The 23,890-nt window shown below is 70.2% G+C and carries 20 protein-coding genes and 1 riboswitch; of the genes, 15 read left to right on the forward strand and 5 right to left on the reverse strand.

What is annotated here, in order from left to right; genetic code table 11:
* The first annotated feature begins 33 nt into the window (after positions 1 to 33).
* The 5 genes from ACFYVR_RS08015 (at position 34) to ACFYVR_RS08035 (ending at position 7,097) form a co-directional block, all read left to right on the forward strand.
* A complete protein-coding gene (locus tag ACFYVR_RS08015; protein WP_387471468.1) occupies positions 34 to 1,521 on the forward strand; it encodes an FAD-dependent oxidoreductase in 1,488 nt (495 codons plus the stop codon).
* Between the two features lie 341 nt (positions 1,522 to 1,862).
* Positions 1,863 to 3,002, forward strand: coding sequence for an LLM class flavin-dependent oxidoreductase (locus ACFYVR_RS08020; RefSeq protein WP_387471470.1), 1,140 nt, complete (start codon positions 1,863 to 1,865; stop codon positions 3,000 to 3,002).
* Positions 2,992 to 4,377, forward strand: a complete 1,386-nt coding sequence (locus ACFYVR_RS08025) for an NtaA/DmoA family FMN-dependent monooxygenase (protein ID WP_387471472.1) — start codon at positions 2,992 to 2,994, stop codon at positions 4,375 to 4,377. Before ACFYVR_RS08020 ends, ACFYVR_RS08025 begins: the two co-directional genes overlap by 11 nt.
* A 112-nt stretch (positions 4,378 to 4,489) precedes the next feature.
* A complete protein-coding gene (locus ACFYVR_RS08030; protein ID WP_387471474.1) occupies positions 4,490 to 5,704 on the forward strand; it encodes an LLM class flavin-dependent oxidoreductase in 1,215 nt (404 codons plus the stop codon).
* Positions 5,705 to 5,738: 34 nt separating this feature from the next.
* Positions 5,739 to 7,097 carry an NtaA/DmoA family FMN-dependent monooxygenase gene (locus tag ACFYVR_RS08035; protein ID WP_387471476.1) on the forward strand — a complete coding sequence of 453 codons (1,359 nt, stop codon included), beginning with the start codon at positions 5,739 to 5,741 and terminating at the stop codon, positions 7,095 to 7,097.
* A 318-nt stretch (positions 7,098 to 7,415) separates the two neighbouring features.
* Here ACFYVR_RS08035 and ACFYVR_RS08040 read toward each other — a convergent pair whose 3' ends face one another.
* From ACFYVR_RS08040 to ACFYVR_RS08050, 3 genes are all read right to left on the reverse strand, one after another.
* A complete protein-coding gene (locus ACFYVR_RS08040; protein ID WP_387471478.1) occupies positions 7,416 to 8,228 on the reverse strand; it encodes a type II CAAX prenyl endopeptidase Rce1 family protein in 813 nt (270 codons plus the stop codon).
* 52 nt (positions 8,229 to 8,280) lie between these two features.
* On the reverse strand, positions 8,281 to 10,653 hold the full coding sequence (locus ACFYVR_RS08045; protein ID WP_387471480.1) for a molybdopterin-dependent oxidoreductase: 2,373 nt from the start codon (positions 10,651 to 10,653) through the stop codon (positions 8,281 to 8,283).
* Between the two features lie 71 nt (positions 10,654 to 10,724).
* A complete protein-coding gene (locus tag ACFYVR_RS08050; protein WP_387471482.1) occupies positions 10,725 to 11,840 on the reverse strand; it encodes an NADH:flavin oxidoreductase/NADH oxidase in 1,116 nt (371 codons plus the stop codon).
* 176 nt (positions 11,841 to 12,016) lie between these two features.
* A riboswitch (SAM riboswitch) is annotated at positions 12,017 to 12,111 on the forward strand.
* Between the two features lie 25 nt (positions 12,112 to 12,136).
* Here ACFYVR_RS08050 and ACFYVR_RS08055 point away from each other — a divergent pair.
* From ACFYVR_RS08055 to ACFYVR_RS08095, 9 genes are all read left to right on the forward strand, one after another.
* On the forward strand, positions 12,137 to 12,202 hold the full coding sequence (locus tag ACFYVR_RS08055) for a putative leader peptide (protein ID WP_387472010.1): 66 nt from the start codon (positions 12,137 to 12,139) through the stop codon (positions 12,200 to 12,202).
* 108 nt (positions 12,203 to 12,310) lie between these two features.
* Positions 12,311 to 13,951, forward strand: a complete 1,641-nt coding sequence (locus ACFYVR_RS08060; protein ID WP_387471484.1) for an ABC transporter substrate-binding protein — start codon at positions 12,311 to 12,313, stop codon at positions 13,949 to 13,951.
* A gap of 3 nt (positions 13,952 to 13,954) precedes the next feature.
* A complete protein-coding gene (locus ACFYVR_RS08065; protein WP_387471486.1) occupies positions 13,955 to 15,028 on the forward strand; it encodes an ABC transporter permease in 1,074 nt (357 codons plus the stop codon).
* On the forward strand, positions 15,021 to 15,917 hold the full coding sequence (locus tag ACFYVR_RS08070) for an ABC transporter permease (protein ID WP_387471488.1): 897 nt from the start codon (positions 15,021 to 15,023) through the stop codon (positions 15,915 to 15,917). The genes ACFYVR_RS08065 and ACFYVR_RS08070 overlap by 8 nt, the downstream gene beginning before the upstream one ends.
* Complete coding sequence (locus tag ACFYVR_RS08075) at positions 15,914 to 17,530, forward strand: dipeptide ABC transporter ATP-binding protein (protein WP_387471490.1); 1,617 nt, start codon at positions 15,914 to 15,916, stop codon at positions 17,528 to 17,530. The genes ACFYVR_RS08070 and ACFYVR_RS08075 overlap by 4 nt, the downstream gene beginning before the upstream one ends.
* A complete protein-coding gene (locus ACFYVR_RS08080) occupies positions 17,520 to 18,668 on the forward strand; it encodes an LLM class flavin-dependent oxidoreductase (protein WP_387471492.1) in 1,149 nt (382 codons plus the stop codon). Before ACFYVR_RS08075 ends, ACFYVR_RS08080 begins: the two co-directional genes overlap by 11 nt.
* 14 nt (positions 18,669 to 18,682) lie before the next feature.
* The gene (locus tag ACFYVR_RS08085; RefSeq protein WP_387471494.1) at positions 18,683 to 20,068 is read left to right on the forward strand and encodes an NtaA/DmoA family FMN-dependent monooxygenase; all 1,386 of its coding nucleotides are present in this window, start codon (positions 18,683 to 18,685) and stop codon (positions 20,066 to 20,068) included.
* Complete coding sequence (locus tag ACFYVR_RS08090) at positions 20,065 to 20,874, forward strand: DUF1684 domain-containing protein (RefSeq protein WP_387471496.1); 810 nt, start codon at positions 20,065 to 20,067, stop codon at positions 20,872 to 20,874. Before ACFYVR_RS08085 ends, ACFYVR_RS08090 begins: the two co-directional genes overlap by 4 nt.
* The gene (locus ACFYVR_RS08095) at positions 20,871 to 22,001 is read left to right on the forward strand and encodes an LLM class flavin-dependent oxidoreductase (RefSeq protein ID WP_387471498.1); all 1,131 of its coding nucleotides are present in this window, start codon (positions 20,871 to 20,873) and stop codon (positions 21,999 to 22,001) included. Before ACFYVR_RS08090 ends, ACFYVR_RS08095 begins: the two co-directional genes overlap by 4 nt.
* Positions 22,002 to 22,092: 91 nt before the next feature.
* On the opposite strand, the gene ACFYVR_RS08100 is transcribed toward ACFYVR_RS08095, so the two are convergent.
* Both ACFYVR_RS08100 and ACFYVR_RS08105 read right to left on the reverse strand, forming a co-directional pair.
* Entirely contained in the window at positions 22,093 to 22,569 is a 477-nt protein-coding gene (locus tag ACFYVR_RS08100; RefSeq protein ID WP_387471500.1) for a VOC family protein, read from the reverse strand.
* A 150-nt stretch (positions 22,570 to 22,719) separates the two neighbouring features.
* Positions 22,720 to 23,184, reverse strand: coding sequence for a C40 family peptidase (locus ACFYVR_RS08105; RefSeq protein WP_387471502.1), 465 nt, complete (start codon positions 23,182 to 23,184; stop codon positions 22,720 to 22,722).
* A gap of 341 nt (positions 23,185 to 23,525) precedes the next feature.
* On the opposite strand from ACFYVR_RS08105, the gene ACFYVR_RS08110 reads away from it, so the two are divergent.
* Complete coding sequence (locus ACFYVR_RS08110; protein WP_387471504.1) at positions 23,526 to 23,888, forward strand: YidH family protein; 363 nt, start codon at positions 23,526 to 23,528, stop codon at positions 23,886 to 23,888.
* The last annotated feature ends 2 nt before the right edge of the window (positions 23,889 to 23,890 follow it).

Raw genomic sequence — 23,890 nt, forward strand, 5'->3', positions numbered from 1 at the left:
TTCCGGCACGCTACGGCCGGGCACCCCGCGCCCATGGTGTCGTTGTGGCTCGACCGGACGGAGCATCCGACGACCGACGCGTGGCGCCCCGGCGCCCGGGTCGACACCCTCGTCGTCGGGGCAGGGCTGACTGGGTTGACGACGGGGCTGCTGTTCCGGCGCGCTGGCGAGTCCGTCACGGTGCTCGAAGCGCGGCATGTCGGAGCAGCGACCACCGGTAACACGACGGCGAAGGTCTCGCTCCTGCACGGCACGAAGCTCTCACGGATCCGCGGCAAGCACTCCGCAGGCCTCGCCAGGGCCTACGTGGAGGCAAATCGCGAGGGACAGCAGTGGCTGCTCCGGTACTGCGCGGACCGTGGCGTCCCCGTTCAACGTGAAACCGCATACAGCTACGCCCTTTCCGGATCCGGGATGGACACGTTGCGGCGGGAGTTCGACGCCGGCACCGCCGCGGGCCTAGACCTGGAGTGGAGCGACGGGTCGGAACTGCCGTACCGGGTCGCGGGTGCCGTCGCGCTCGAGGACCAGGCGCAGGTCGACCCGCTGGACCTGCTGGTGGCGCTCGTGTTCGACCTCCGCGAACGCGGCGGAACCGTCGTCGAAGGGGTCCGCGTCCGGTCGGTTCACTCGTCGGGGGAGACGCTGCGGGTCGACACCGACCACGGGCCTCTCGAGGCCCGACGGGTGGTCCTGGCGACCGGAGTGCCGATCCTCGATCGCGGCGGATTCTTCGCCCGCCTGCATCCGATGCGGTCGTACTCGGCGGCATTCGACAACCTCGACAACGTCCCGCGCGGGATGTACCTGTCGGTGGAATCGCCCACGCGATCGCTGCGGTCCGTGCCGACGGTCGACGGTACCCGTCTGCTGGTCGGAGGAAACGGTCACGTCGTCGGGCGCGGCGGGTCGACGCGGCTGCGGGTCGACGACCTCGTCGCCTGGACGTCCCGGCACTTCCCCGGAGCCCACCTCACCCACAGCTGGTCCGCACAGGACTACCATCCGGTCGACGAACTGCCGTACGTCGGGCCGCTGCTACCCCGCGAACACCGCGTCCTCGTCGCCACCGGATACGACAAGTGGGGGATGACCAACGCGGTGGCCGCGGCACTGTCCCTGGCCGGTGGGGCCCTCGGCGGGCACATGGAATGGGCCGGTGCCTACGACGCGTGGAACCCGCGACTTCTCGCCGGAGCGGTGAACGCGGCGAAGCTGAACGGGGAGGTCGCCGTCGAGCTCGCGGCCGGCTGGATCCGCCCGCTCCTCCAACCGTGGCACGGCACTCCGGGGAACGGCGACGGGCACGTGCGGCCGTGTCTGGGCGCTCCGGAAGCCGTGTCCACGGTGGACGGCCACCAGCGGCGGGTCTCGGCGGTCTGCACACACCTCGGAGGCGTGGTGCGGTGGAACGACGCGGAGCAGTCCTGGGACTGCCCGCTGCACGGCTCCCGCTTCGCGGCCGACGGCCGTGTGCTCGAGGGACCGGCCACCCGAGACCTCGCACCACGAGAGCGCTGATGTGCCCCCGTCACCGGGCTGCTCGACCGGATGCGCGACGCGGTGAGCCATCGGGGTACCGAGAGATGACACGACGCGGGACGGCGCGGGCAGCGAGGGTTTCGATCGCGTTGAGGGAAAGGGTGTTCCGTCCGTCGGGTGGTCACTAACGTCGGCATCGACCATCCAGAGCGACCGAGAGACCCGGATCGACGACGTCGCAGCAACCCCCCGCGCCCCGCGGGAGACGGTGCTACCGCCGGGAAACGATGGAAGTGAGCCGACATCAACGTTTCTCCCCACCCGGTGGCATCGCGAACACGCGGTGCCACCGGTGTCGTGTCCAGGCGGTGGAACCACCCGTGCCCGTAACGTCAACCTCCCTCGCGGTCGCCGTCGAACTCGACGGAACCGGAGCGCATCCCGCGTCCTGGCGGTTCGGGGACGTCGCACCGAGCGACGTCCCCTCCGTCGTCGACCTCGTCCGCCGCGTCGAACGCGCCGGATTCACGATCGCGACATTCGCGGATCCGACCACCCGCGCCGGCCATCCGACGATCCGGGGGCGACTCGACCCGGTCGAGGTCGCCGCGTTCGCCGCCGCCGTCACCGAGGTGATCGGTCTGGTGCCTGCCGTTGGTGCCGTGCACGCCGAACCGTTCCACCTCGCGAACCAGTTGGCCAGCGCCGATTTCGCCTCCCACGGGCGCACCGGATGGATCGCGGAGACCGCGGACAGTGCCGCGCGGACCGCCGCATACGGCGTCCCGCAGGTCACCGGGCCCGACGGTCTGCGGCGCGAGAACGACGAGGTGATCGCCGCCGTCCGCCGGCTCTGGGACACCTGGGAGGACGGCGTTTTCGTCGCCGACCCCGACACCGGGCACTTCCTGGATCCGCACCGACTGCACTACGCGGACTTCGACGGCGACCTGTTCTCCGTCAAGGGACCGTCCATCACTCCGCGGCCGCCGCAGGGACAGCTCGTCGTGTTCGCGCCCTTCGACGTGGCCGGATACCCGGCAGCGGTGTCCCCCGACCTGGTCGACGTGCATCTCGTCGACGGACCGACCACCGCGGAGATCGCGGCGCGCGCCGAGGCCGCACACCGGGCGAGCGGGAGTCGCGAGCACCGGGTGCTGGCGGAGATCGAGGTGCTCTTCGACACCGAACACGAGAGGGCGACACAGCGACTCGCCGAACTCGACACGCACTCCCCGTGGCCGCTGACCGACCGCCTGCGGTACACCGGGTCCGTCGACGGTCTGCTCACCGTGCTCACCGACGTGATCGGAGGGGTCGACGGTGTGCGGCTGCACCCCGCGGTGCTCGCCACGGACCTGCCGATTCTCGAACGCGACATCCTGCCGGAACTGCGCAGGCAGCGGCGTCTCGTCGTGCCCCAGCCGGCGTCGTCACTGCGCCGGACCCTCGGACTGACCCGCCCCGCCAACGTGTTCGCCGCCGCCCGCGCGGCCGGAGGGAGACACAGTGCCAGTTGACAACCCGTCCGGTGACCGCTCACGCGGCGGACCCGCGCAGCGTGGACAGCGACTGCACTTCAATCTCTTCTTCCCGTTCGCCCCCGACTACGTGTGGTCACAGCAGCCGCGAGCCGACATCTACTACGATTTCGACGCCCTCACCCACCTCGTCCGGAGCGCGGAGCGGGGACTGTTCAGCGCGGTGTTCTTCGGCGAGAGTCTGCGACTGCGTGAGCATCTCGGTGTCCTCACCACCGACGCGATCACCGGGCGACCCGACGCGCTCGTGCTGTTCGCGCACCTCGCCGCCCGCACCGACCACATCGGTCTCGTCGCGACGCTGAACACCACGTACTTCGAACCGTACGACCTGGCGCGGCGGATCGCGACACTCGACGTGCTGTCCGGAGGCCGCGCCGGATGGAACATCGTGACCACCGACAGCGCCTGGACCGGTGCCAACTTCCGCAAGGGCGGCTACCTTCCGCACTCCGAACGCTACACGCACGCAACCGAACACGTGGACGTCGTGCAGGCGCTGTGGGACGCGTGGCCGGAGTCGACCCCGCAGTCGCCGGTGCAGGCGGTCGAGTGGTTCGACACCCACTACCGGATCACGGCACGGCCGGAGTGGCCGCGCAGCCCCCAGGGGCAGCCCGTGTTCTTCCAGGCCGGCGAATCCGACGAGGGACGCGACTTCGCCGCCCGATACGCGGAGGGCATCTTCTCCCGCTACCTCGACTTCGACGCCGCCCTCGACTACGCGACGGACCTCGGCCGGCGACTGGTCAAGGCCGGCCGCCCCGCCGACGACCTGCGCATCTTCCCGGCGACCTCCATCGTCCTCGGCGACACACCGTCCGATGCGCGGGAACGCCACGACTGGTTCCGCGGACAGGTGTGGACGGATCGGCGGACCCGCGCCGTCGTCGAAAAGGTCTGGGGCCGGGACCTGTCCGACCTCGACCTGGACGGGCCGCTGCCCGACGAGCCGCCGACGATCGTGAAGCAGAGCCGCAGCCACGGCGTGATGAACAGTCGCGACCGGCCGCAGCACATCGCGCAGCAGTGGCGCGAACTGTCCCGCGAGCGGGGATTCACGGTGCGGCAGCTGGTCCGCCACCTCGCGCCCGGCGCGGGTTTCGTCGGCACCCCGGCCGCGGTCGCCGACCGGCTCGCCGAGTACGTGCACGCCGGCGCAATCGACGGACTGAACCTGACCCCCACCGCGTTTCCCGACGGACTCGACGAGATCGTGGACCGCCTGATCCCCGAACTCCAGGACCGCGGGATCTACCCGACCGAGTACGCGGGAACCACATTGCGCGAGAACCTCGGCCTCGCCCCGAACGTCGTGCGCCGCACCGACCGTGACCGGAAGTTCGCGGTGTAGCACTCACCTACGCTCCACCCTCCCCGCACTGTCCCTCCCCGCTCCAGCTCGTCCCGCTCCGGCCTCCCGGTTCCGGCCCGGTTCGGCCCCAAACCTCACAGGAGTTCCCCCGATGTCCACGCCCCGCCCTGTCCACCTCGGTGTCGCGCTCGACGGTGCCGGCTGGCACCCGGCCGCCTGGCGCGAGCCGAATTCTCGGCCCCACGAACTCTTCTCGGGTACGTACTGGACCGACCTGGCCGCGACCGCGCAGCGTGGGCTACTCGACTTCGTCACCATCGAGGACAGCCTGGCGGTGCCCGGCAACCCGTACGTCGCGGAGGACCCGGATGCGGTGGACCGGGTGCGGGCGCGACTCGACGCGCATCTGATCGCCGCTCGCCTCGCGCCCAGGACACAGCATCTCGGTCTGATCCCGACGATCACGACCACGCACACCGAACCGTTCCACGTGTCGAAGGCGTTGGCGACCCTGGACCACACGTCGCACGGACGCGCAGGTTGGCAGGTCAAGGTCTCGTCGTCGACGCGGGAGGCCGCGCACTTCGGGCGCCGTGACGTCCCGGGCCTGGACACGAGGGACCGGCAGGCGCTCGCGAAAGGCGAACTCCCCGAATTCGCCGTCGACCTGTTCGACGAGGCCGCCGACGTCGCCGAGGTCGTGCGCCGGCTGTGGGACAGCTGGGAGGACGACGCGGAGATCCGTGACGTGGAAACCCGCAGGTTCATCGACCGCGACAAGCTGCACTACGTCGACTTCGAAGGACGGTTCTTCAGCGTGCGCGGACCGTCGATCACCCCGCGGTCGCCGCAGGGGCAGCCGGTGGTCACCGCGCTGGCCCACCGGGACATCGCCTACGAACTCGCGGCGCGCGCCGCGGACCTGGTGTTCGTGACGCCGACCGAGAACGACGGTCCGACCGTGCTGTCCGAGGTCGCGTCGGCGGCCGATCGCGTCGGACGCAGCGGGGAGCCGCTTCGCGTGTACGCCGACGTCCTCGTCTTCCTCGACACGGCGGGCGAGTCCGGCGCTGACCGGCTTCGTCGCCTCGACGACCTCGCGGGCCGTGAACTGGTCTCGGACGCGACCGTGTTCACCGGCTCCGCCACCGAACTGGCGGACCTGCTGGAGTCGTGGCAGGGCTTCGACGGGTTCCGGCTGCGTCCCGGTGTCGCCGTGGACGACCTCGACGCCGTGGCCACCGCACTGGTACCGGAACTGCAGCGCCGCGGGCTGTTCCGCACCGAGTACCCGGAGACGTCGCTGCGCGGGCTGCTGGGCCTGCCCGCCGACATCCCCAGCCGCTACGGGACCCCCGCGGCCTGAGCCTCGCAGTCTGATCCCCCGGAGAGAAGGACCCATGAGCACACCCAAGAAGCAGGTCATCCTCGGCGCCTACCTGGGCGGTGTCAACCACCACACCGCCTGGTGGCACCCCGAGGCGGGCAGCCAGATCGCGTTCGACTCGTTCGAACACACCGCCCGCACCGCTGAACGCGGCAAGTTCGACTTCTTCTTCCTCGCCGAAGGTCTCGCCCTGCGTGAACGGGCGGGGCGGATCTTCGACCAGGACATCATCGGCCGCCCGGACACCTTCACGGTGCTCGCGTCGCTCGCCGCAGTCACCGAACACCTCGGCCTCGCAGGCACCATCAACGCGACGTTCAACGAGCCCTACGAGTTGGCACGTCAGTTCGCAACCCTCGACCAACTCTCCGACGGGCGCGCCGCCTGGAACGTCGTCACCTCGTTCGACGAGTTCACCGGTCGGAACTTTCGCCGCGGCGGATTCCTGCCGCACTCGCAGCGGTACGTGCGCGCGGAAGAAGCCGTCGAAGCCGTTCGGCAGCTGTGGGATTCGTGGCGCGACGACGACATCGTCGCCGACCGGGACAGCGGCCGGTTCCTGAACCGGCCCGACGCCGGGGCGTTCGAGTTCCACGGCAGCCAGTTCGACATCGGCGGCCGGTTCACCGTACCGCGGAGCCCGCAGGGCCGGCCGGTGCTCCTGCAGGCCGGAGTGTCGCCCCAGGGCCGGGACTTCGCCGCCGCGAACGCCGACGCGATCTTCTCCCCGTACGGCAAGCTGCCCGAGGCGGCCGAGTACTACCGGGACGTCAAGGCCCGGGCGGTTGCCGCCGGACGCAACCCGGAGGACCTGAAGATCCTGCCGTCCGCCAGCTTCGTGCTCGGCGACAGCGAAGCCGACGCCCGCGAGAAGTACCTCGCGATTCGCGACCAGCAGGTCACCGGACAGACCGCACTGATCCTGCTCGAGCAGCTGTGGAACCGCGACCTGTCCGCGTACGACCCGGAGGGCCCGATCCCCGACATCGAACCCGACCCGCAGGCGCCGCCGATCATCCAGGGCCGCGCCTTCACGTACCAGGACCGCTTCGAGACCGTCGCGAAACTCCGGGCCGTGTCGGAGGCGAAGAAGCTCACGTTGCGGGAGACCGTCGCCGACCAGTTCGAGCGGGGCCCGATCGTCGGCACCGCGGCGCAGGTCGCCGAGCAGATCGACACCTTCGTCCAGAACGACGGTTCCGACGGCTTCATCATCGGCTCGCACCTGGTACCCACCGGCCTCGACGAGTTCGTCGACCTGGTCGTACCGCACCTGCAGGACCGCGGCGTCCTGCGCAGCGAGTACACCGGCTCGACATTGCGTGACAACCTGGGCCTGCCGATTCCGGCGAACCCCGTCACCGTCGGGTAGGTCGGTACCGTCCGGGTGACCGTTGTCGCTCCTCACCGGGCGTCGACCCGCCGCCGCGCACCCGAGGTGTTCAGGTGCGCGGCAGCGGGATTCACGACGCTCCTCGACTCGTCCGTCCGAGGTGTATGTGCGCGTGCTGCATCCGGTCGACGACGGCCGGTTCGTCCGATGGCGTGACGCCGCCGCGGTCACCGGACGACGCAGTCATCCGCTGGTCCAGTGGTGGCGACTGATCGACTCGCCGGGATACGTGAACCCGCGAAGCGAGCTGTGGCATGGCGCCAACCCGGAGACCGGCGCTCTCGACGAGCCGGACAGTCAGGTACTCCACGAACTACTGTCGTCCGGGTGTCGGGGCTCGATGTCCCGGCGTTTGACGAGCAGGACGACGGCGAGCACGGGGTAGACCAGGATGGGTGCGAACACTCCGAGGTAGGCGCCTTGGTCCAGGAGGATTGCGCTGCCGCTGAGCAGTGTGAAGTCGAAGAGTCCGTGCAGCACGGAGTTCACCGCGTTGTTTCCGGAGACGCGTCGGGTGAGGTAGAAGAAGTAGCCTGCGAGGCTGACGAGGACCGCTTGCGGGATCGCGGATGCGCCATGCCCGAATACGTTCGTCAGGTGAACCGCGCCGAAGATGACGCTGGACCACAGGGCGACCTGGCCTTCGCGGAGGCCGTGCTGTCGCAGCGTCGTCACGCCGATGCCGCGGAACATGCCTTCCTCGCCCCAGCCGACGAACTGGGTGGCGACGAAAAGAGTGACGACGAACGGCCACCCCTTCTCGCCGAGGGCGCTGTAGTCGATGCCGACGAGGATCGCGACGAGGAACGCGATGGGCACCAGCCACACCCAGCGGTTGACGGGACGGTCGTCGCGGATCACCGGACGCCACCACCCCAGCGCCGCGACCACTCCGTAGGTGAACGCCAGTGCGAGCCCGAGGGGAATCACCATCGTGAACAGGACGCCACGGGTGGTCAGGATGTCGTCCTCGTTGCTCCAGCCGCCGACGAGTCGGCCACCGAGTTGGATGATCACCAGGTACACGACGACGATCGCGGCGAACGCGAGATACGACAGGCGGCGCCCGGTCTCGGAACGCGAAGTCACGGACTTGTTCTCGGTGGCCACTTCGCAAGACTATGGTGCCGACGGCGATCACGCTCGACTCGACGCTGGTGTGTCACGTCGGCATCGGACCGAACACCGTGACCGGGGGAACGGGGCCGTCGAACCGTTCGATCTCCACCAGAGTGGAGTGCGCGCTCGGTCCCTGCGCGAGTTTCGAGGTGCCGCGGTCCGGGGTCAGGACGTTCGGGTTGCCGTGCACGTCCAGGCCGCCCGGGGTGATCGGGTCGTACCAGGCGCCGGTGGCGAGTCTGACCACCCCGTGTCGGATCTGATCGGTGACCACCGCCCCGGCCAGGGTCTGGCCGCGGTCGTTGAAGACCCGCACGATGTCGCCGTCCCGGATCGATCGCGCCGCCGCGTCGTCGGGGTGCAGCAGGACGGGTTCGCGTCCGCCGACCTTGCCTTCCCTCGAGTACGAACCGTTGTCGAACTGGGAATGCAGTCGTCTTTCCGGTTGCCCGGACAGCATGTGCAGTGGAAAGTGTTGGGTGAGGGGGGAACCGGCCCACTCGTGCGGGGGAATCCAGGTGGGATGTCCGGGGCAGTCGTCGTACCCGAAGCCGGCGATGGTGGCGGAGTGGATCTCGATCTTCCCGGAGGGCGTGTCCAACGGATGCGCTCGAGGATCTGCCCGCAGGGCGCGGTACGGGGGAGGGGGCAGGGGGATCGCCGGGGCGGGGATCACGCCGGCGGAAACGAAGTCGTTCCAGTCCGGCAGGGATCCGCCCGCGTCGGCCACCCGCTTGCGGGTGCGGTCGTACAGTTCGACGACCCATTCGTCCGCGGTGCGGGATTCGGTGAACTCCTCCTCGAAATCCATGTGCCGGGCGACGGCGGCGAAGATGTCGTGGTCGGTGCGCACTCCGACGGGAGGCTCGGCCGCCTTGACGATCGCCGCGAGGTGCGAATCGGTGCCGGCCGCGAAATCGTTGCGTTCGAGCCAGGTCGCGGCGGGCAGCACGATGTCCGCGTGACGCGACAGCGAGTTCGCGAAATGCTCGTGCACGATGACGGTTTCGGGGCGCTGCCACGCCTCGACCAGACGATTGAGGTCCTGGTGGTGGTGGAACGGATTGCCGCCCGCCCAGTACACCAACCGGATGTCGGGGTAGCGGAGTCGCTCGCCGTCGTAGTGGTACTCGGTGCCGGGGCCGAGCAGCATGTCCGCGATCCGCGCGACCGGTATCACCGACCAGATCGACGACTCACCCTGGTCGAACGCGGCGGGACGGAAACCGTTGCGGGGTTGCCCGAGTTCGTGGAGAGCGCCGAGCGCGGCGCCGAACCCGCCACCGGGCAGCCCCAGGTTGCCGGTGAGCGCGGCGAGGGCGAGTGCGGCCCACACCGGCTGTTCACCGTGGTCGGCGCGTTGCAGCGAGTACGACGTGGTGAAGACGGTGCGGCGTCCGATGGTTCGCCGGGCGAGGTCGCGGATCTGCCGCGCCTCCAGTCCGCTGAGTGGTGCCGCCCACTCGGCGGACTTGGCGACGCCGTCGTGGCGGCCGAGCAGGTACGCCTCGAACTCGGCCCAGCCGACCGTGCAGCGGTCCAGGAACGCGGTGTCGTGCGCGCCCGCTTCGACGATGCTGTGAGCGAGGGCCAGCATGACGGCGACGTCGGACCCCGGCACGATCGGCAGCCACTCGGCGTCGAGCGCGGCGTCGGTGTCGCCGAGAAGCGGTGACAGCGAGACGAACTCCGCACCGGCGGCGCGGGCCTGCCGCTGCGCCAGCACATTCCGGTGTGCCCCGATCCCGCCGGCGTTCACCTGGGCGTTGCGCGCTGCCACCCCGCCGAACGCGACCACCAGCGATCGGTGTTCGGCGACCTCCTCCCAGGTGGGATTGGACGCGAGCGCCGCGCGGTATCCACCGGCGACGCGGCGCAGGATCACCTGCATCGCCGCCGACGAGTACGACTCCCGGGAGGCGGTGCAGCCGCCGATCATGTTGAGGAAGCGATGGATCTGCGACTGCGGATGGTGGAACCGGCCGGCCGATCCCCAACCGTACGACCCGCCGTAGATCGCCTCGTTGCCGTGTTCGGCGCGGACGCGCTCCAGTTCCCGGGCGACCAGTCCGGTCGCGGTGTCCCAGTCGACCGGCACGTAGACGTCGTCACCGCGCCTGCCGAGCCCCCGCCGGGTGTCGCCCGGCCCGTGCTCGAGATAGCCGCGCCGGACCAGCGGCTCGGTCAGCCGCGCCGGTGACGACAGGGTCGACGGCACACCCAGTCCGATCCCCGACGGATCCTCGTCGATCGGGTTGGGTCGCAGCCCGCGCACCGTGACGCCGTCGGTTTCCGCGAGATACGCGCCGAAGTGGCCGGCGGTGGGAACCACCCGTGGCCCGTCACCCGGATCGGACCCGGACGCGTCGGCGGACGCGTCGACGCCGGTGCGGACGGCGGCCGGTTGTCGTGTCATGAGTTCACGTCCCGAGAGGAGTTGGCAGACGAGATGAGTTGGCGCAGAGGTGACCGGGGGCGTCGAGGAGTTCAACTCCAGTCGCCGCGGGCGGTCTGCGGCTGCCACAGCCGTTCGCGGTCGTCGACGTCGAGTTCCTTCGCGGCGCGCAGCGGCCAGTTCGGGTCCCGCAGGGCCGCCCGACCGAGGAACACGACGTCCGCGCTGCCGTCGTCGAGGATGCGGGCGGCGTGCCGGGCGTCGTCGATCAGGCCGACCGCGCCGACCGGGACCCCGGCGCCGGATCGGATCCGCTGCGCGAGCGGCACCTGGTAGCCCGGTTCGAGCGGAATGTCCGCGGGCAGCAGGCCGCCGCTGGACACGTCGATCAGGTCGACGCCGAGCGGAACGATCCGCTCGGCGATCGCGACGATGTCGGAGGGGGTCAGTCCGCCGTCGAGCCAGTCGGTCGCGGAGAAACGGACCGACAGCGGCTTGCTCGCGGGCCACCACACCCGGACCGCCTCGACGATCGACGCGAGCAGCCGGACGCGTCCCTCGGCGGACCCACCGTAGATGTCGGTGCGGGGATTGCTCAGTGGGGACAGGAACGAGTGGATGAGGAAACCGTGCGCGGCCTGGATCTCGAGCAGGTCGAACCCGGCCTGGTCGGCTCGGCGAGCGGACTCGCCGAATGCGCCCACGATTCCGGCGATCTCGCCGGTGGTCAGTGCGCGGGGCGCCGCGAGTCCGGGGAAGGGCGACGCGTCCGGGCCGACCCCCGGCCAGCCGCCGTCGGCTTCGGGGATACTGCCCTGCGCGGCGTCCCAGGGCCGGTGGATGGATGCCTTGCGTCCCGCGTGGGTGAGTTGGATGCCGGCGCGGGTGCCGCGGCCGTGGACGAATTCGACGATCCGGGACCACGCGCGGGTGTGCTCGTCGTTCCACAGCCCGGTGTCCTGCGGGCTGATCCGCCCGTTCGGCGTCACCGCGGTGGCCTCGGCGACGACCAGCCCGAACCCGCCGGCTGCTCGTGCACCCAGGTGGGTGAGGTGCCAGTCGCCGGGGACGCCGTCGACCGCCGAGTACTGACACATCGGAGAAAGCCAGATGCGGTTCGTGAAGGTGACGTCACGCAGGGTCAACGGTTCGAACAGGTGTCGTGCGGATCGGGTTGTGTCGACCGTGGATTCGACCCGGATGGTCATGTGTGGCGCCTCGCGGTGGGGTACGGGGAAGGGGCGGCCCGGCTGCGCGCGGTGCTCCGAGCGGCGCGGGCATGGATCACCCGAGCCTAGTGACCACTGCGGCACCCGGGGGAAGGGTTCCGATCGTGATGAAGGAAAGGGTGGGTCGCGGGCGGTGCGGGCACTAACGTCGGCGACGACCATCCAGAGCGACCGAGAGACCCGGCTCGATGACGTCGCAGCAACCCCCTGCCCAAGCGGGTGCGGGTGCTACCGCCGGGAACGATGGAGGAGTGTGCGTGACCGCTGAAGGCTTCGTGACCGCGTGGGCGCGGTTGCATGTCGACCTGTGTCGCGTTTCCGCCGGCCTCTGTCGGCGCTGACCGGTCCAGGCCACAGGCCGGGCCATTTCCTTTCGCCCCCCTCTTCTTTTGTCGGCACCGGCAGCACCAGTGGTGCTGCCGGTGCCATGTCGAGATCATGGAGCCCCGGTGTTCTTTTCGTCTACTTCCTCCGCGTCGCGGCGCCGCGCAGCGCTCGCGGCCGTCGCGTCCGCGACCCTGGCCGCCGGACTGGCCGCCTGCGGCTCGGAGGGCACGTCCGACACGTCGTCGGAGGCCGGCACTCCGCAGGCCGGCGGCACCCTGCGTTACGGCCTGTCCCAGGCCCCGACGTGCGCGGACCCGGCCCAGTCCGGTTCCAACCAGACCATTTACGTGGCACGGCAGATCGTGGACTCGCTCACCGACCAGGATCCCGAGACCGGTGAACTGAAGCCGTGGCTCGCCGAGAGCTGGGATGTCAACGCCGACGCCACGTCGTTCACGTTCCACCTCCGCGACGGGGTGACGTTCAGTGACGGCACCGCCTTCACCGCCGACTCCGTGAAGAAGAACTTCGACGCCGTCCTGACCACCCTGACCCCGGCGAAGGCCGCGCTCGCCGGCAGCTACCTGTCCGGCTACACCGGCACCACCGTCATCGACCCGCGCACCGTGCAGATCGGGTTCTCGGCACCGAATTCCCAGTTCCTGCAAGCCACCTCCACCCTCCAGCTCGGATTCCTCTCCGACAAGGACGTCGTGAAGTCCGCGGAGCAGCGGTGCGCGGGCGACCTCGCCGGCACCGGCCCGTTCGTCTACGAGAGCTACGTCCAGGACAAGTCGGCGACCCTCGTCAAACGCGCCGGCTACGCGTGGGGCTCCGACGTGTTCGCGCACGACGGCGAGGCCTACCTCGACAGGATCGAATTCACCATCGTCCCCGAATCCGGTGTCCGCAGCGGTTCTCTCGCGTCCGGTCAGCTGGACGCGGTCTCCGACGCGCTGCCGCAGGACGCACCGCAGATCGAGGGTGCAGGCGGCCGTATCCTCACCACACCGAACCCCGGCATTCCGTTCGGATTCCAGCCCAACGTCGCACGCGGCGTCCTCGCCGACCCGGCCGTGCGCGCCGCGGTGATCCCGGCGATCAACAGGCAGGAGCTGGTCGACACGGTGCTCGGCCCCGACTTCCGGCCCGCCACCGGGACGCTCGCGTCCCGCACCCCCGACTACACCCCGCTCGCGGACGTCACCTACGACCCGGACGCCGCGAAGAAGATCCTCGACGACGCCGGTTGGGTGCCGGGTCCGGACGGCATCCGGACCAAGGCCGGTCAGCCACTGAGCTTCACCGTCACCTTCAGTGCCGTGTTCGCCGGCAACCAGGCGATTCTCGAACTCGTCCAGCAGGAACTGCGGGAGGTCGGTGTCGACCTGAAACTCGCGCTCGTGTCGAACGCCGAGTTCACGGCCCGGATGTCGGACAAGAACTACGACGCCGTGTACTACAACAGCACTCGGGCCGACGGTGACATCCTGCGGACCTCGTTCGGGATCGACGGGCGCAACCTGAACAACCGTGGTCCGATCCCGGATCTGGACAAGGCGCTCGCCGACCAGCTGCGGACGACGGATCCCGCTGCGCGCGGTGCGCTGCTAGACCAGGCTCAGAACCTCATTCTGGACAACGGCCTGTTCCTGCCGACGGTGGAGCTCTCCCAGGCCATCGGCGCCGCGAGCTCCGTGCAGGACTTGAAGTTCGAGGCGTCGGCTCGTCTGCAGTTCTTCGACACCTGGCTCAGCGAGTAACCGATGACTCGTTACCTCGGATCGCGCATCCTGCAGGCGCTCGGCGTGCTGTGGGCGGCGTTCACTATCTCGTTCGTCGTCCTGTTCCTGCTGCCGTCCGATCCGGTCAGCATCGCCGTCGACTCGGCCGTCAACAGCGGAGCCACGATCGACCAGGCCGCGGTCGAGCAGCTGCAGGCCCGGTACGGACTGGATCAGCCGGTGTGGGTGCAGTACTGGCACGCCCTCACCAGCGCGATTCGGGGTGACTTCGGCTCCTCCCTCGTCACCGGTCAGTCGGTGACGGATGCGATCGCGGCCGCGGTGCCGGGCACGCTGGCGTTGGCGTCCGCCGCGCTGGTCCTCGCCGTGCTGCTCGGCACCACGGTCGCGTTCCTCGCCACCTACACGCGCCTGACCTGGCTGCGCAGCCTGCTGTTCTCGCTGCCGCCGCTCGGCGTCGCTGTCCCCACCTTCTGGGTGGGACTGATTCTGCTGCAACTGTTCTCCTTCCGGCTCAAACTGTTTCCGGCGTTCGGTGACGGGGGCCTGACCCACCTGGCGCTGCCCGCGATCACCCTCGCTCTGCCCACGGGTGCGGTCATCGCGCAGGTGTTGGCGGCCAGCCTCCAGACAACCTGGCGGCAGCCGTTCATCGAAGCCGCCCGCGCCAAGGGGGCGTCCCGCTGGCAGATCCAGACGAGGCACGCGCTGCGGCTGTCCAGCATTCCCGCGTTCACCATCGCCGGTGTCCTCGTGGGCAACCTGCTCGCCGGGTCCGTCGTCGTGGAGACGGTGTTCTCCCGCGCCGGGCTCGGACGCCTGACCCAGACGTCGGTGATGGCGCAGGACATCCCGGTGGTGCAGGGCATCGTCGTGTTCAGCTCGCTGGTGTTCGTGCTCGTGAACCTCACCGTCGACCTGCTGTACCCACTGATCGATCCGCGCATCGTCGACGCGGGGCGCCGCGGCGCCCCGCGTGGCCCCACCCCGGCGGACGCACCGTCGCCGGGGCCTGACCGCTCCACGTCGGAGGGCCGAACCCGGCCGCAGGTCGAGTCCCTCGACGAGACACCGGAGGCGAAGATACATGTCTGACACGTTGATTCGGGAACCGCTCGGGACCACGAGCGCCGTCGCGGTACTCGCGCCGAGTCGTCCGGCGGCACTGCGTACCGCTGTCCGCGGGCTCCGCCGCAACTGGGTGATCGCACTCTCCGCGGTGGTGCTGCTCGTGGCGATCGGGTTCGCGCTGTTCCCGTCGGTGTTCGCGTCCGGCGATCCCCTGAAGGGTGTACCCGCAGAGAAGTTGCAGGGCCCGAGCGCCTCGCACTGGTTCGGCACCGACAACATCGGCCGCGACGTGTACACGCGGGTCGTGCACGGGGCCGGGCTCTCGCTCACCGCGACGCTCCTCGCCGTCGGCATCGCGCTGGTCGCCGGCTCGATCGTCGGCGTGCTGTCCGGTGCGACGGGTGGATCGGTCGACGCGGTCCTGATGCGCATCGTCGACGTGCTGCTGTCGATTCCCGCGCTGCTGCTCTCGCTGGCCCTGGTGACGGCACTCGGCTTCGGCACACTCAACGTCGCGATCGCCGTCGGAGTCGGCCTGGTCGCGAACTTCGCCCGCGTGATGCGTTCGGAGGTGCTGCGGGTGCGGCGGGCACTGTACGTCGAGGCCGCCCTCGCCTCCGGTGTCCGCTGGTTCACCGTCCTGTACCGGCACGTGCTGCGCAACGCCTACGCCCCGGTGATCGCCCTGGCCGCAGTCGAATTCGGTATGGCCGTGCTGGCGGTGTCGTCGCTGAGCTTCCTCGGATTCGGCGCGGTGCCACCCACACCCGAGTGGGGGTCGCTGATCGCCGAGGGGCGCAACTACCTGGCGACCGCGTGGTGGATGACGACGCTGCCCGGCCTCGTCATCATCGCCGTCGTCCTCGCGGCGCACCGTGTCGGTCACGCCATCGAAGGTCGGAGCGGACGATGAGCACACACACCTCCGACGGTCCGTTGCTCACGGTCAGTGGTCTGCACGTCGCCTACGGGGACGCGAACGACCCGGTCGCCGCCGTCGACGGTGTCGACCTCACCGTCTCGCGCGGCGAAGTGGTCGCCGTGGTCGGCGAATCCGGTTCCGGGAAGTCGACGACCGCGCACGCGATCATCGGTCTGCTCTCCGGGAGCGGCCGCGTCATCGGCGGCACCGTCACGTTCGACGGTCAGCGCCTCGACACCCTCTCCGACCGGGCCTTCGAGAAGGTACGCGGAGTCCGCATCGGGCTGGTCCCGCAGGACCCGACGACGTCCCTGAACCCGGTGATCCGCATCGGCGACCAGATCGCCGAGGTGCTGCGCATCCACGGCGTCGCGGACCGCCGCTCCGCGAAGGTGGAGGCCCTGCGGATCCTCGACGAAGCCGGCATCGACAATCCGGAACTGCGAGCCGGGCAGTACCCGCAGGACCTGTCCGGCGGACAGCGTCAGCGTGTGCTCATCGGCATCGCGCTGGCCTGCCACCCCGACCTCGTCATCGCCGACGAACCCACCAGTGCCCTCGACGTCACCGTGCAGCGGCGCATCCTCGACCATCTCGACGCCCGCATCGCCGAACGCGGCACCGCGGTCCTGCTCATCACGCACGACCTCGGTGTCGCCGCCGATCGCGCGGACCGCATCGTGGTCATGCAGCGGGGCCGGGTCGTGGAGGCGGGACCGACGCGGCAGGTCCTGGACGACCCGCAGCACGAGTACACGCGCTCGTTGCTCGCCGCGGCGCCCAGCCTCGCCGACGGGCCCGTGCGCCCCGACCGAGGCGCGGCCGCACCCCTGCTCAGCGTGTCCGCGGTGTCGAAGACGTTCCGGGTGGACCGACGCCACTCGCTCGACGCGGTCAGGAACGTCTCGTTCGAGGTGCCGCGCGGGCGGACGCTGTCGCTGGTCGGCGAATCCGGCTCCGGGAAGTCCACGGTCGCGCGGATCGCGATCCGGCTCGAGACCGCCACGTCCGGGACGGTCCGCTTCGACGGCGAGGACATCACCGGGCTGCGCGGCCGGGACCTGCGGGCCCTGCGGCGCCGGGTGCAGATCGTGCACCAGAATCCGTACGCCGCGCTGAATCCGAAGCTGCGGATCCGGGACATCGTCGCCGAACCGTTGGGAGCCTTCGGGATCGGGACCAGGAGCGAACGCGTCCGCCGGGTCGGGGAACTGCTCGACCACGTCGCGCTGTCCGCGACGCACCTCGATCGTCGACCCGCGGAACTGTCGGGTGGCCAGCGCCAGCGGGTGGAGATCGCCCGTGCCCTCGCACTGCAACCGGATCTGCTGGTCCTCGACGAGCCGGTGTCCGCACTCGACGTGTCGGTGCAGGCGCAGATCCTGGACCTGCTCACCGAACTGCAGGACGAGCTGGGACTGAGCTACCTGTTCATCTCGCACGACCTGGCGGTGGTTCGCCAGATCAGCGACAACGTCGCCGTGATGCGCGCCGGTGAGGTGGTCGAATTCGGCTCCACCGCAGATATTTTCGACAGTCCGCAACACGAGTACACCAGGGTGCTGCTCGATGCGATCCCCGGGAAGGTTCGACATGTCCGATAGTTCAGGTGTGCTGGTGGGGATCGAGTTCGTCGGAACCGGCGCGCACCCCGCATCGTGGCGACGCGGCGACTCCCGCGCCGAGGATCTCTTCACCGGCGGCTACTGGACCGACCTGGTGGGCGCCGCCGACCGTGCGGGTACGGACCTCGCCTTCCTGCCCGACGCCTTCGGGGTGTCCACCACGCCCGGCACCGTGCGCGGCCGGCTCGAGGCGGTCGGGGTGGCCGCCCGCCTGTCCGCCGTGACGTCGCGGATCGGGCTGATCCCCACCGCGACCGTCACGCACACCGAACCGTTCCACGTGGCCAAGGCGATTCAGTCCCTCGACCACACCACCCGCGGTCGGGCCGGCTGGCAGGTGGCCGTGTCCGCGGGCGACGACCAGGCGGCCCTGTTCGGGCGCAAGGACGTCCAGGACATCGCGTCGCTGTGGGCCGAGGCCGACGAGGCCGTCGAGGTTGCGGTGCGGTTGTGGGACAGTTGGGAGGACGACGCGGAGATCCGGGACCTCGCGACGGGACGCTTCGTCGACCGCGACAAGCTGCACTACATCGACTTCACCGGGGAGCACTTCTCCGTCAAGGGTCCGTCCATCACACCGCGGTCACCGCAGGGGCTGCCCGTCGTCGCGGTCGCGGCGAGCGACGAGCCGTCCCTCGCGCTGGCCGCGGCCCGCGCCGACATCGTGCGGATCACCGCCCCGGACGTGCGCAGCGCCGCCGCCCTCGCCGCGGAGGTGCGCGCCCGCGCGGAAGGGCGACCCGTGACGGTCCTGCTGGACGTCGACGTGCTCCTCGCCGCCGACACGGCGGCCGCCGCCGCGGACCTGGTCCGCCTCGACGAGTGGGCGGGGTCGGAGTACGCGTCGGATTCGCTGCGGTACCTGGGTGATCCGGACGGTCTCGTCGAGCTGCTGCGCAGTGGTGCACTTGTGGAGTCCCCGCCGTCCGAAAGTGCACCACTGCGACAGCACGGAGTCGACGGCGTCGTGCTGCGGCCGCTCGCCCTCGCGTCGACGCTCGAACTGCTCACCACCCGGGTGCTGCCCGCGCTGCGTCCCGCGCCCCGCGCCGGCACGACGGTTCGCGAGCGGCTGGGTCTGCCGCGTCCCGCCAGCCGCTACGCCACCTCTCACTGAAGGGATCGATCACGATGTCACGCACCACCGCTCGCAAGCAGGTGCACCTCGCGGCCCACTTCCCCGGCGTCAACAACACGACGGTGTGGGCGGACCCGGAGTCGAGGAGCCAGATCGACTTCGACTCGTTCCTGCACCTGGCCCGCACCGCGGAACGCGGACTGTTCGACTTCTTCTTCCTCGCCGAGGGGCTGCGTCTGCGCGAACACCGCGGCCGGATCCACGATCTCGACGTCGTCGGCAGGCCGGACACACTGACGGTGCTCGAGGCGCTCGCGGGTGCGACCACCCACCTCGGGTTGGCGGGCACGATCAACACGACGTTCAACGAGCCGTACGAACTCGCCAAGCAGTTCGCGACCCTGGACCACCTGTCCGGCGGCCGTGCCGCGTGGAACATGGTGACCTCGTCGGACGCGTTCACGGGTGAGAACTTCCGCCGCGGTGGCTATCTCGACCACTCACAGCGCTACGTGCGGGCGGGCGAGCTGATCGACGCCGCCCGGACGCTGTGGGACAGTTGGCGTCCCGGCGCGCCGGTGATCGACCGGGAGAAGGGGATCTTCGCCGCGGACGGCGACGTCGACCCGTTCGACATCCGCACCACGCAGTTCGACATCCGCGGACGCTTCGAGGTCCCGCGCAGCCCGCAGGGACACCCGGTTCTGTTGCAGGCCGGCGACTCCGACGAGGGCCGTGAGTTCGGTGCCGCCAAGGCCGACGCGATCTTCACGGGGCACGGCACCCTGGAGGAGGGCCGCGCGTTCTTCGCCGACGTCAAGGGCCGGCTCGCGAAGTACGGGCGCCGGCCCGACGAACTGAAGATCCTGCCCGCCGCGACGTTCGTGCTCGGCGACTCCGCCGAGGACGCGCAGGAGCGGGCCCGGCACATCCGGCTGCAGCAGGTGGGCCCGCAGACCGCGATCGCGTTCCTGGAACAGGTCTGGGGGCGGGATCTGTCCGGTTACGACCCCGACGGCCCGCTGCCCGCCATCGAGCCGGAGGACAACGTCACCATCACCCGCGGACGCGTCCGGCACGCCACGGACCCGCGCGCGGTCGCGCTGACGTGGCGGGAGAAGGCGGAAGCCGAGAACCTCAGCATCCGTGAGCTCATCATCGAGGTCACCGCCCGCCAGCAGTTCGTCGGGACGGCGCAGCAGGTCGCCGACGAGATCGACACCTACGTGCAGACCGATGCCAGCGACGGCTTCATCCTCGTCCCGCACCTGACGCCCGGCGGTCTGGACGAATTCGTCGACACCGTCGTTCCGCTGCTGCAGGAGAAGGGCAGCTTCCGTACGGCGTACGACGGCGGCACGCTGCGTGACCACCTCGGACTGCGCCACCCCCATGCCGACAACGTCGACATCGACATCGAAGGAGTTCGTGCCTCATGACCACCACGCCCGACCAGTTCCGCGAGAGTTGGGAGCACTGGCACTCGGCCCGCGAGGCCGCACTGTCGGAGCCGGACGGCTGGCTCGGACTGACCGCACTGCACTGGCTCGACGACCAGCCGACCGCCCTCGACGGGGTGCCCGGACTGTGGCATGTCGACGGCGACACCGTCGTGCACAGTGGCACCCCGGAGACCGGGATCCTCACGCCCGCCGAAGGGGCGCCCGGTGTCCGGGTGGCGCTGGGGGAGAGATCGGCGGAGGTCATCCGCCGCACCGGACGCTACGCGGTCCGCATCCACGACCCGAAGGCGCCCGCGCTGGCCTCGTTCGCCGGGATCCCGGTCTACGAACCGGAACCCGCGTGGGTGGTCTCGGGCCGGTTCACCGCGTTCCCGGAGCGGCGGATCGTCGTCACCGGCGCCGTGGTCGACGGACTCGAGCATCGCCACCCCGCGGTGGGGACGGTGACGTTCGAGCACGGCGGCACCGAGCACACCGTCACCGTGTTCGGCGACGGCAGTGGCCCGACCAGGCTGCTGTTCACCGACGCGACCAGCGGCGTCACCACCTATCCGGCGGCGCGCATCCTGCACATCGCGGCGCCGGCCGCCGACGGCACGGTGACCCTCGACCTCACCCGCGCGGAAAACCTGCCGTGCGCCTTCACCGACGCCGCGACGTGCCCGATCGCGCCGGCCGAGAACCGGCTGCCCTTCGCAGTCGAGGCGGGCGAGCGCAACCCTCGCCTGCCCGGCGGTGCCGTGCGCCAGGGCAGTACCGAGACTCAGGAAGTGTCCGCATGACGCGCGTGCCGTTGTCGGTGCTGGACCTGTCGCCGATCAGCGCGGGTGGCACCGCCGCCCAGGCGCTGCGCAACACCGTCGACCTCGCACGGCACGCCGAACAGTGGGGCTACCGACGCTACTGGGTCGCCGAGCACCACTTCGTCGGCGTGGCGTCGTCGTCCCCCGCCGTGTTGATCGGGGCGATCGCCGCGGCCACCGAGCACATCCGCGTCGGCTCCGCCGCCGTGCAGCTCGGCCATCACACCGCCGCCGCGGTCGTCGAGGCGTTCGGCACTCTCGACGCGCTCCACCCGGGCCGCATCGATCTCGGTCTCGGACGGTCCGGGCAACGCAGCGCCGAGGCGTTGGCCGCGGCGCAGTCCGGTCCGGTCGAGCCTCCCCGGCGCGAGACGGTGGTCCGGGACGGTGTGGTCATCCCGCCGCCGTACTCGTTCGGTGCGCTGTCACCTCGGTTCGCGGCCGGATTCGGCGTCCTGCAGCAGCCGGGTGCGCAGGCCCCGGATTTCGCCGCGCAGGTCGGCGACATCCGTGCGCTGCTCGAGGGCACCTACCGGACTCCCGACGGTGTCGACCTGCACGCCGCGCCCGGTGAGGGCGCGCAGCTCGAGACGTGGATCTTCGGGTCCAGCGCCGGCCCCTCCGCCGAACTCGCGGGGCGCCTGGGGTTGCCGTTCGGGGCGAACTACCACGTCAGTCCCGGCACCACCGTCGAGGCGGTGGCGGCCTACCGGGCCGCGTTCCGCCCGTCCGCGGTGCTCGCCGAACCGTACGTGGTGGTCTCCGCCGACGCCGTGGTCGCCGAAACCGACAGTGAAGCACGGCAACTCGCGTCCACCTTCGGTCACTGGACGTACAGCATCCGGTCCGGGCACGGTGCCGTCCCGTACCCCGACCCGGACACCGCGGAGCCCCTGACCGAGGAGCAGTTGACGCTCGTCGAGGACAGGCTCGTCACCCAGTTCGTCGGTGCGCCCGCCACCGTCGCGGACCGGCTCGCGGCACTGCAACGGGTCACCGGTGCCGACGAACTCGTCGTCACGTCCGTGACCCACCGCCACCGTGACCGGCTGCGCTCGTACGAGCTGCTGGCCAGGGAGTGGGGGCTCGGCCTGCGCGCGGCGTGACCGGCGCTCGTTCCCCGATGTCACGGCAGCGGTCGTCCGTCATACCAGCGGTCGCCGAGGCGGCCGATGTGACATCGGGGATCCCGGGCGGTTACCGGCCGGCGTAGGCCCTCTTCAGCGCGTCGATGTCGAGTTTGGTCATCTGGAGCATGGCCTGCACCGCGCGCTGCGCGCCCTCCGGGTCGGGGCCCCCGATCACCGACTGCAGCTCTCCCGGCACGATCTGCCAGGACACGCCGTACTTGTCCTTGAGCCATCCGCACTGCGACTCCTCGCCGCCGTCCGCGGTCAGTGCGGCCCAGTACTCGTCGACCTCGGCCTGGTCGGCGCAGTCGACCTGGAACGAGATCGCCTCGGTGAACGAGAACTCGGGTCCTCCGTTGAGGGCGGTGAAGGTCTGGCCGTCGAGGGTGAACTCGACGGTCATCGCGGTGCCCGCCGGCTTCGGCATGCCCTCGCCGTAACGGCTGACCTCGCCGATGGACCCGTTCTTGAAGACGGACGTGTAGAAGGCGGCCGCCTCCTCCGCCTCGGAGTCGAACCACAGGCAGGGCGTGAACTTCTGCATGATGCGCCAATCCTTTCCATCGGAGCGGTGTCATGTGTGCAGACCAGTGTGCGCGCCGGAACTCATCGGCGGGGGTCGGTCGCGTGCGTCGCGACGTGGAGCCACTCGGCTGCTTCGGCCGGGATCCGGGTGTGCCCGGCCGGCGAATCGTCAGAAGCGGCGGATCTGGTTGATCGGCGGCAGTTCCGACAGCGGCGTCAACCCGATCGGCACGCCGACCCCGTAGGCGTTGAACACCTGGCCGAAGCCCGCGTAGATACCGACGTGGTCGTTGACGGCACGGAAGGTGATGATGTCGCCGGGGGCCATGGCCGCGAACGGGATCGGTGTCCCCACCCAGGCCTGCTGCTGGCTCACCCGCGGCAGTTGCACGCCCGCCTGCCGGAACGCCCACTGCACGAGCCCCGAGCAGTCCCAGGCGTTCGGTCCCGTACCGCCCCACAGGTACGGCTTGCCGGTCTGCGTGGCCGCGGCCGCCAGGGCCGTCAGCCCCGCCGGCGACGAGATGGGCAGCGGGACGGCGGAGCTGCCGACGCTGACCGACCCGGTCGAACTGCCCGCGCTGCCGAAGGCGAATGCGGGTGCGGCGGGTGCGGTGACGGCACAGACCGTCACCGCACCGACCACCACGGCACGGCGGAGCAGGGGGGAACGTCTCTTGCGAACTGTCGATGAATGCACGGGCTTGCCTCCGGGATCGGTGTTGTTTCTGGAGCCGTGTTGTTTCTGGAGCCGTGTCGATTTCGTGAACCGTGTTCGTTCCTGAACCGTGTTGTTCACGCCGCGGAGCCGTCGACACGTCTCGTGTCGTGTCAGCGGCGTGCGATGAGCGCATGTCCTGCATCCCGTGAATCACGAAGAGATCGCGGTGTGTTACACGTCCTGATTCGGGAGCTCATCTTCCCGTGATCTGCTCCTTCGCGCTCGAAAACGGGAAGTGATGTGAGGATGGGGAGGTGGCAGAAGCTCCGATCGAACCCGAGGAACGTCCCGACGAGCGCTTCACACTCGCCAGCGAACGGACCTTCCTCGCCTGGCTCCGTACCTCGCTCGGCATGCTCGCCGGCGGGATCGCGATGGCGCACCTGGTTCCCGAGTTCAGCACCGGCTGGGTTCGCAGCAGCCTGGGCCTCGTCCTGATCCTGCTGGCCGTCGCGGCCCCTCTCGCCGGACTTCGTCGGTGGTTGCAGGTCCGGCACGCCCTCGAAACCGGCGCCCCGATGCCCGCCGAGCGCGACCTCTGGATCTTCGCGATCGGTGTCACCGCGGTCGCCGCGATCGCGGCCGTCGCGGCCGTCGTCGGTCTCGTCGCGACGTGAGG

Origin of the sequence: Rhodococcus sp. NPDC003318 (genome assembly GCF_042879035.1) — a bacterium.
In the GTDB taxonomy this organism is placed as follows: Bacteria; Actinomycetota; Actinomycetes; order Mycobacteriales; family Mycobacteriaceae; genus Rhodococcus_G.

Coding starts and splice junctions, on each gene's coding strand:
- ACFYVR_RS08095 (WP_387471498.1), top strand. CDS start 20,871: ATGACGCGCGTGCCGTTGTCGGTGCTGGACCTGTCGCCGATCAGCGCG.
- ACFYVR_RS08050 (WP_387471482.1), bottom strand. CDS start 11,840: ATGACCATCCGGGTCGAATCCACGGTCGACACAACCCGATCCGCACGA.
- ACFYVR_RS08070 (WP_387471488.1), top strand. CDS start 15,021: ATGTCTGACACGTTGATTCGGGAACCGCTCGGGACCACGAGCGCCGTC.
- ACFYVR_RS08085 (WP_387471494.1), top strand. CDS start 18,683: ATGTCACGCACCACCGCTCGCAAGCAGGTGCACCTCGCGGCCCACTTC.
- ACFYVR_RS08035 (WP_387471476.1), top strand. CDS start 5,739: ATGAGCACACCCAAGAAGCAGGTCATCCTCGGCGCCTACCTGGGCGGT.
- ACFYVR_RS08100 (WP_387471500.1), bottom strand. CDS start 22,569: ATGCAGAAGTTCACGCCCTGCCTGTGGTTCGACTCCGAGGCGGAGGAG.
- ACFYVR_RS08075 (WP_387471490.1), top strand. CDS start 15,914: ATGAGCACACACACCTCCGACGGTCCGTTGCTCACGGTCAGTGGTCTG.
- ACFYVR_RS08065 (WP_387471486.1), top strand. CDS start 13,955: ATGACTCGTTACCTCGGATCGCGCATCCTGCAGGCGCTCGGCGTGCTG.
- ACFYVR_RS08080 (WP_387471492.1), top strand. CDS start 17,520: ATGTCCGATAGTTCAGGTGTGCTGGTGGGGATCGAGTTCGTCGGAACC.
- ACFYVR_RS08090 (WP_387471496.1), top strand. CDS start 20,065: ATGACCACCACGCCCGACCAGTTCCGCGAGAGTTGGGAGCACTGGCAC.
- ACFYVR_RS08015 (WP_387471468.1), top strand. CDS start 34: ATGGTGTCGTTGTGGCTCGACCGGACGGAGCATCCGACGACCGACGCG.
- ACFYVR_RS08045 (WP_387471480.1), bottom strand. CDS start 10,653: ATGACACGACAACCGGCCGCCGTCCGCACCGGCGTCGACGCGTCCGCC.
- ACFYVR_RS08030 (WP_387471474.1), top strand. CDS start 4,490: ATGTCCACGCCCCGCCCTGTCCACCTCGGTGTCGCGCTCGACGGTGCC.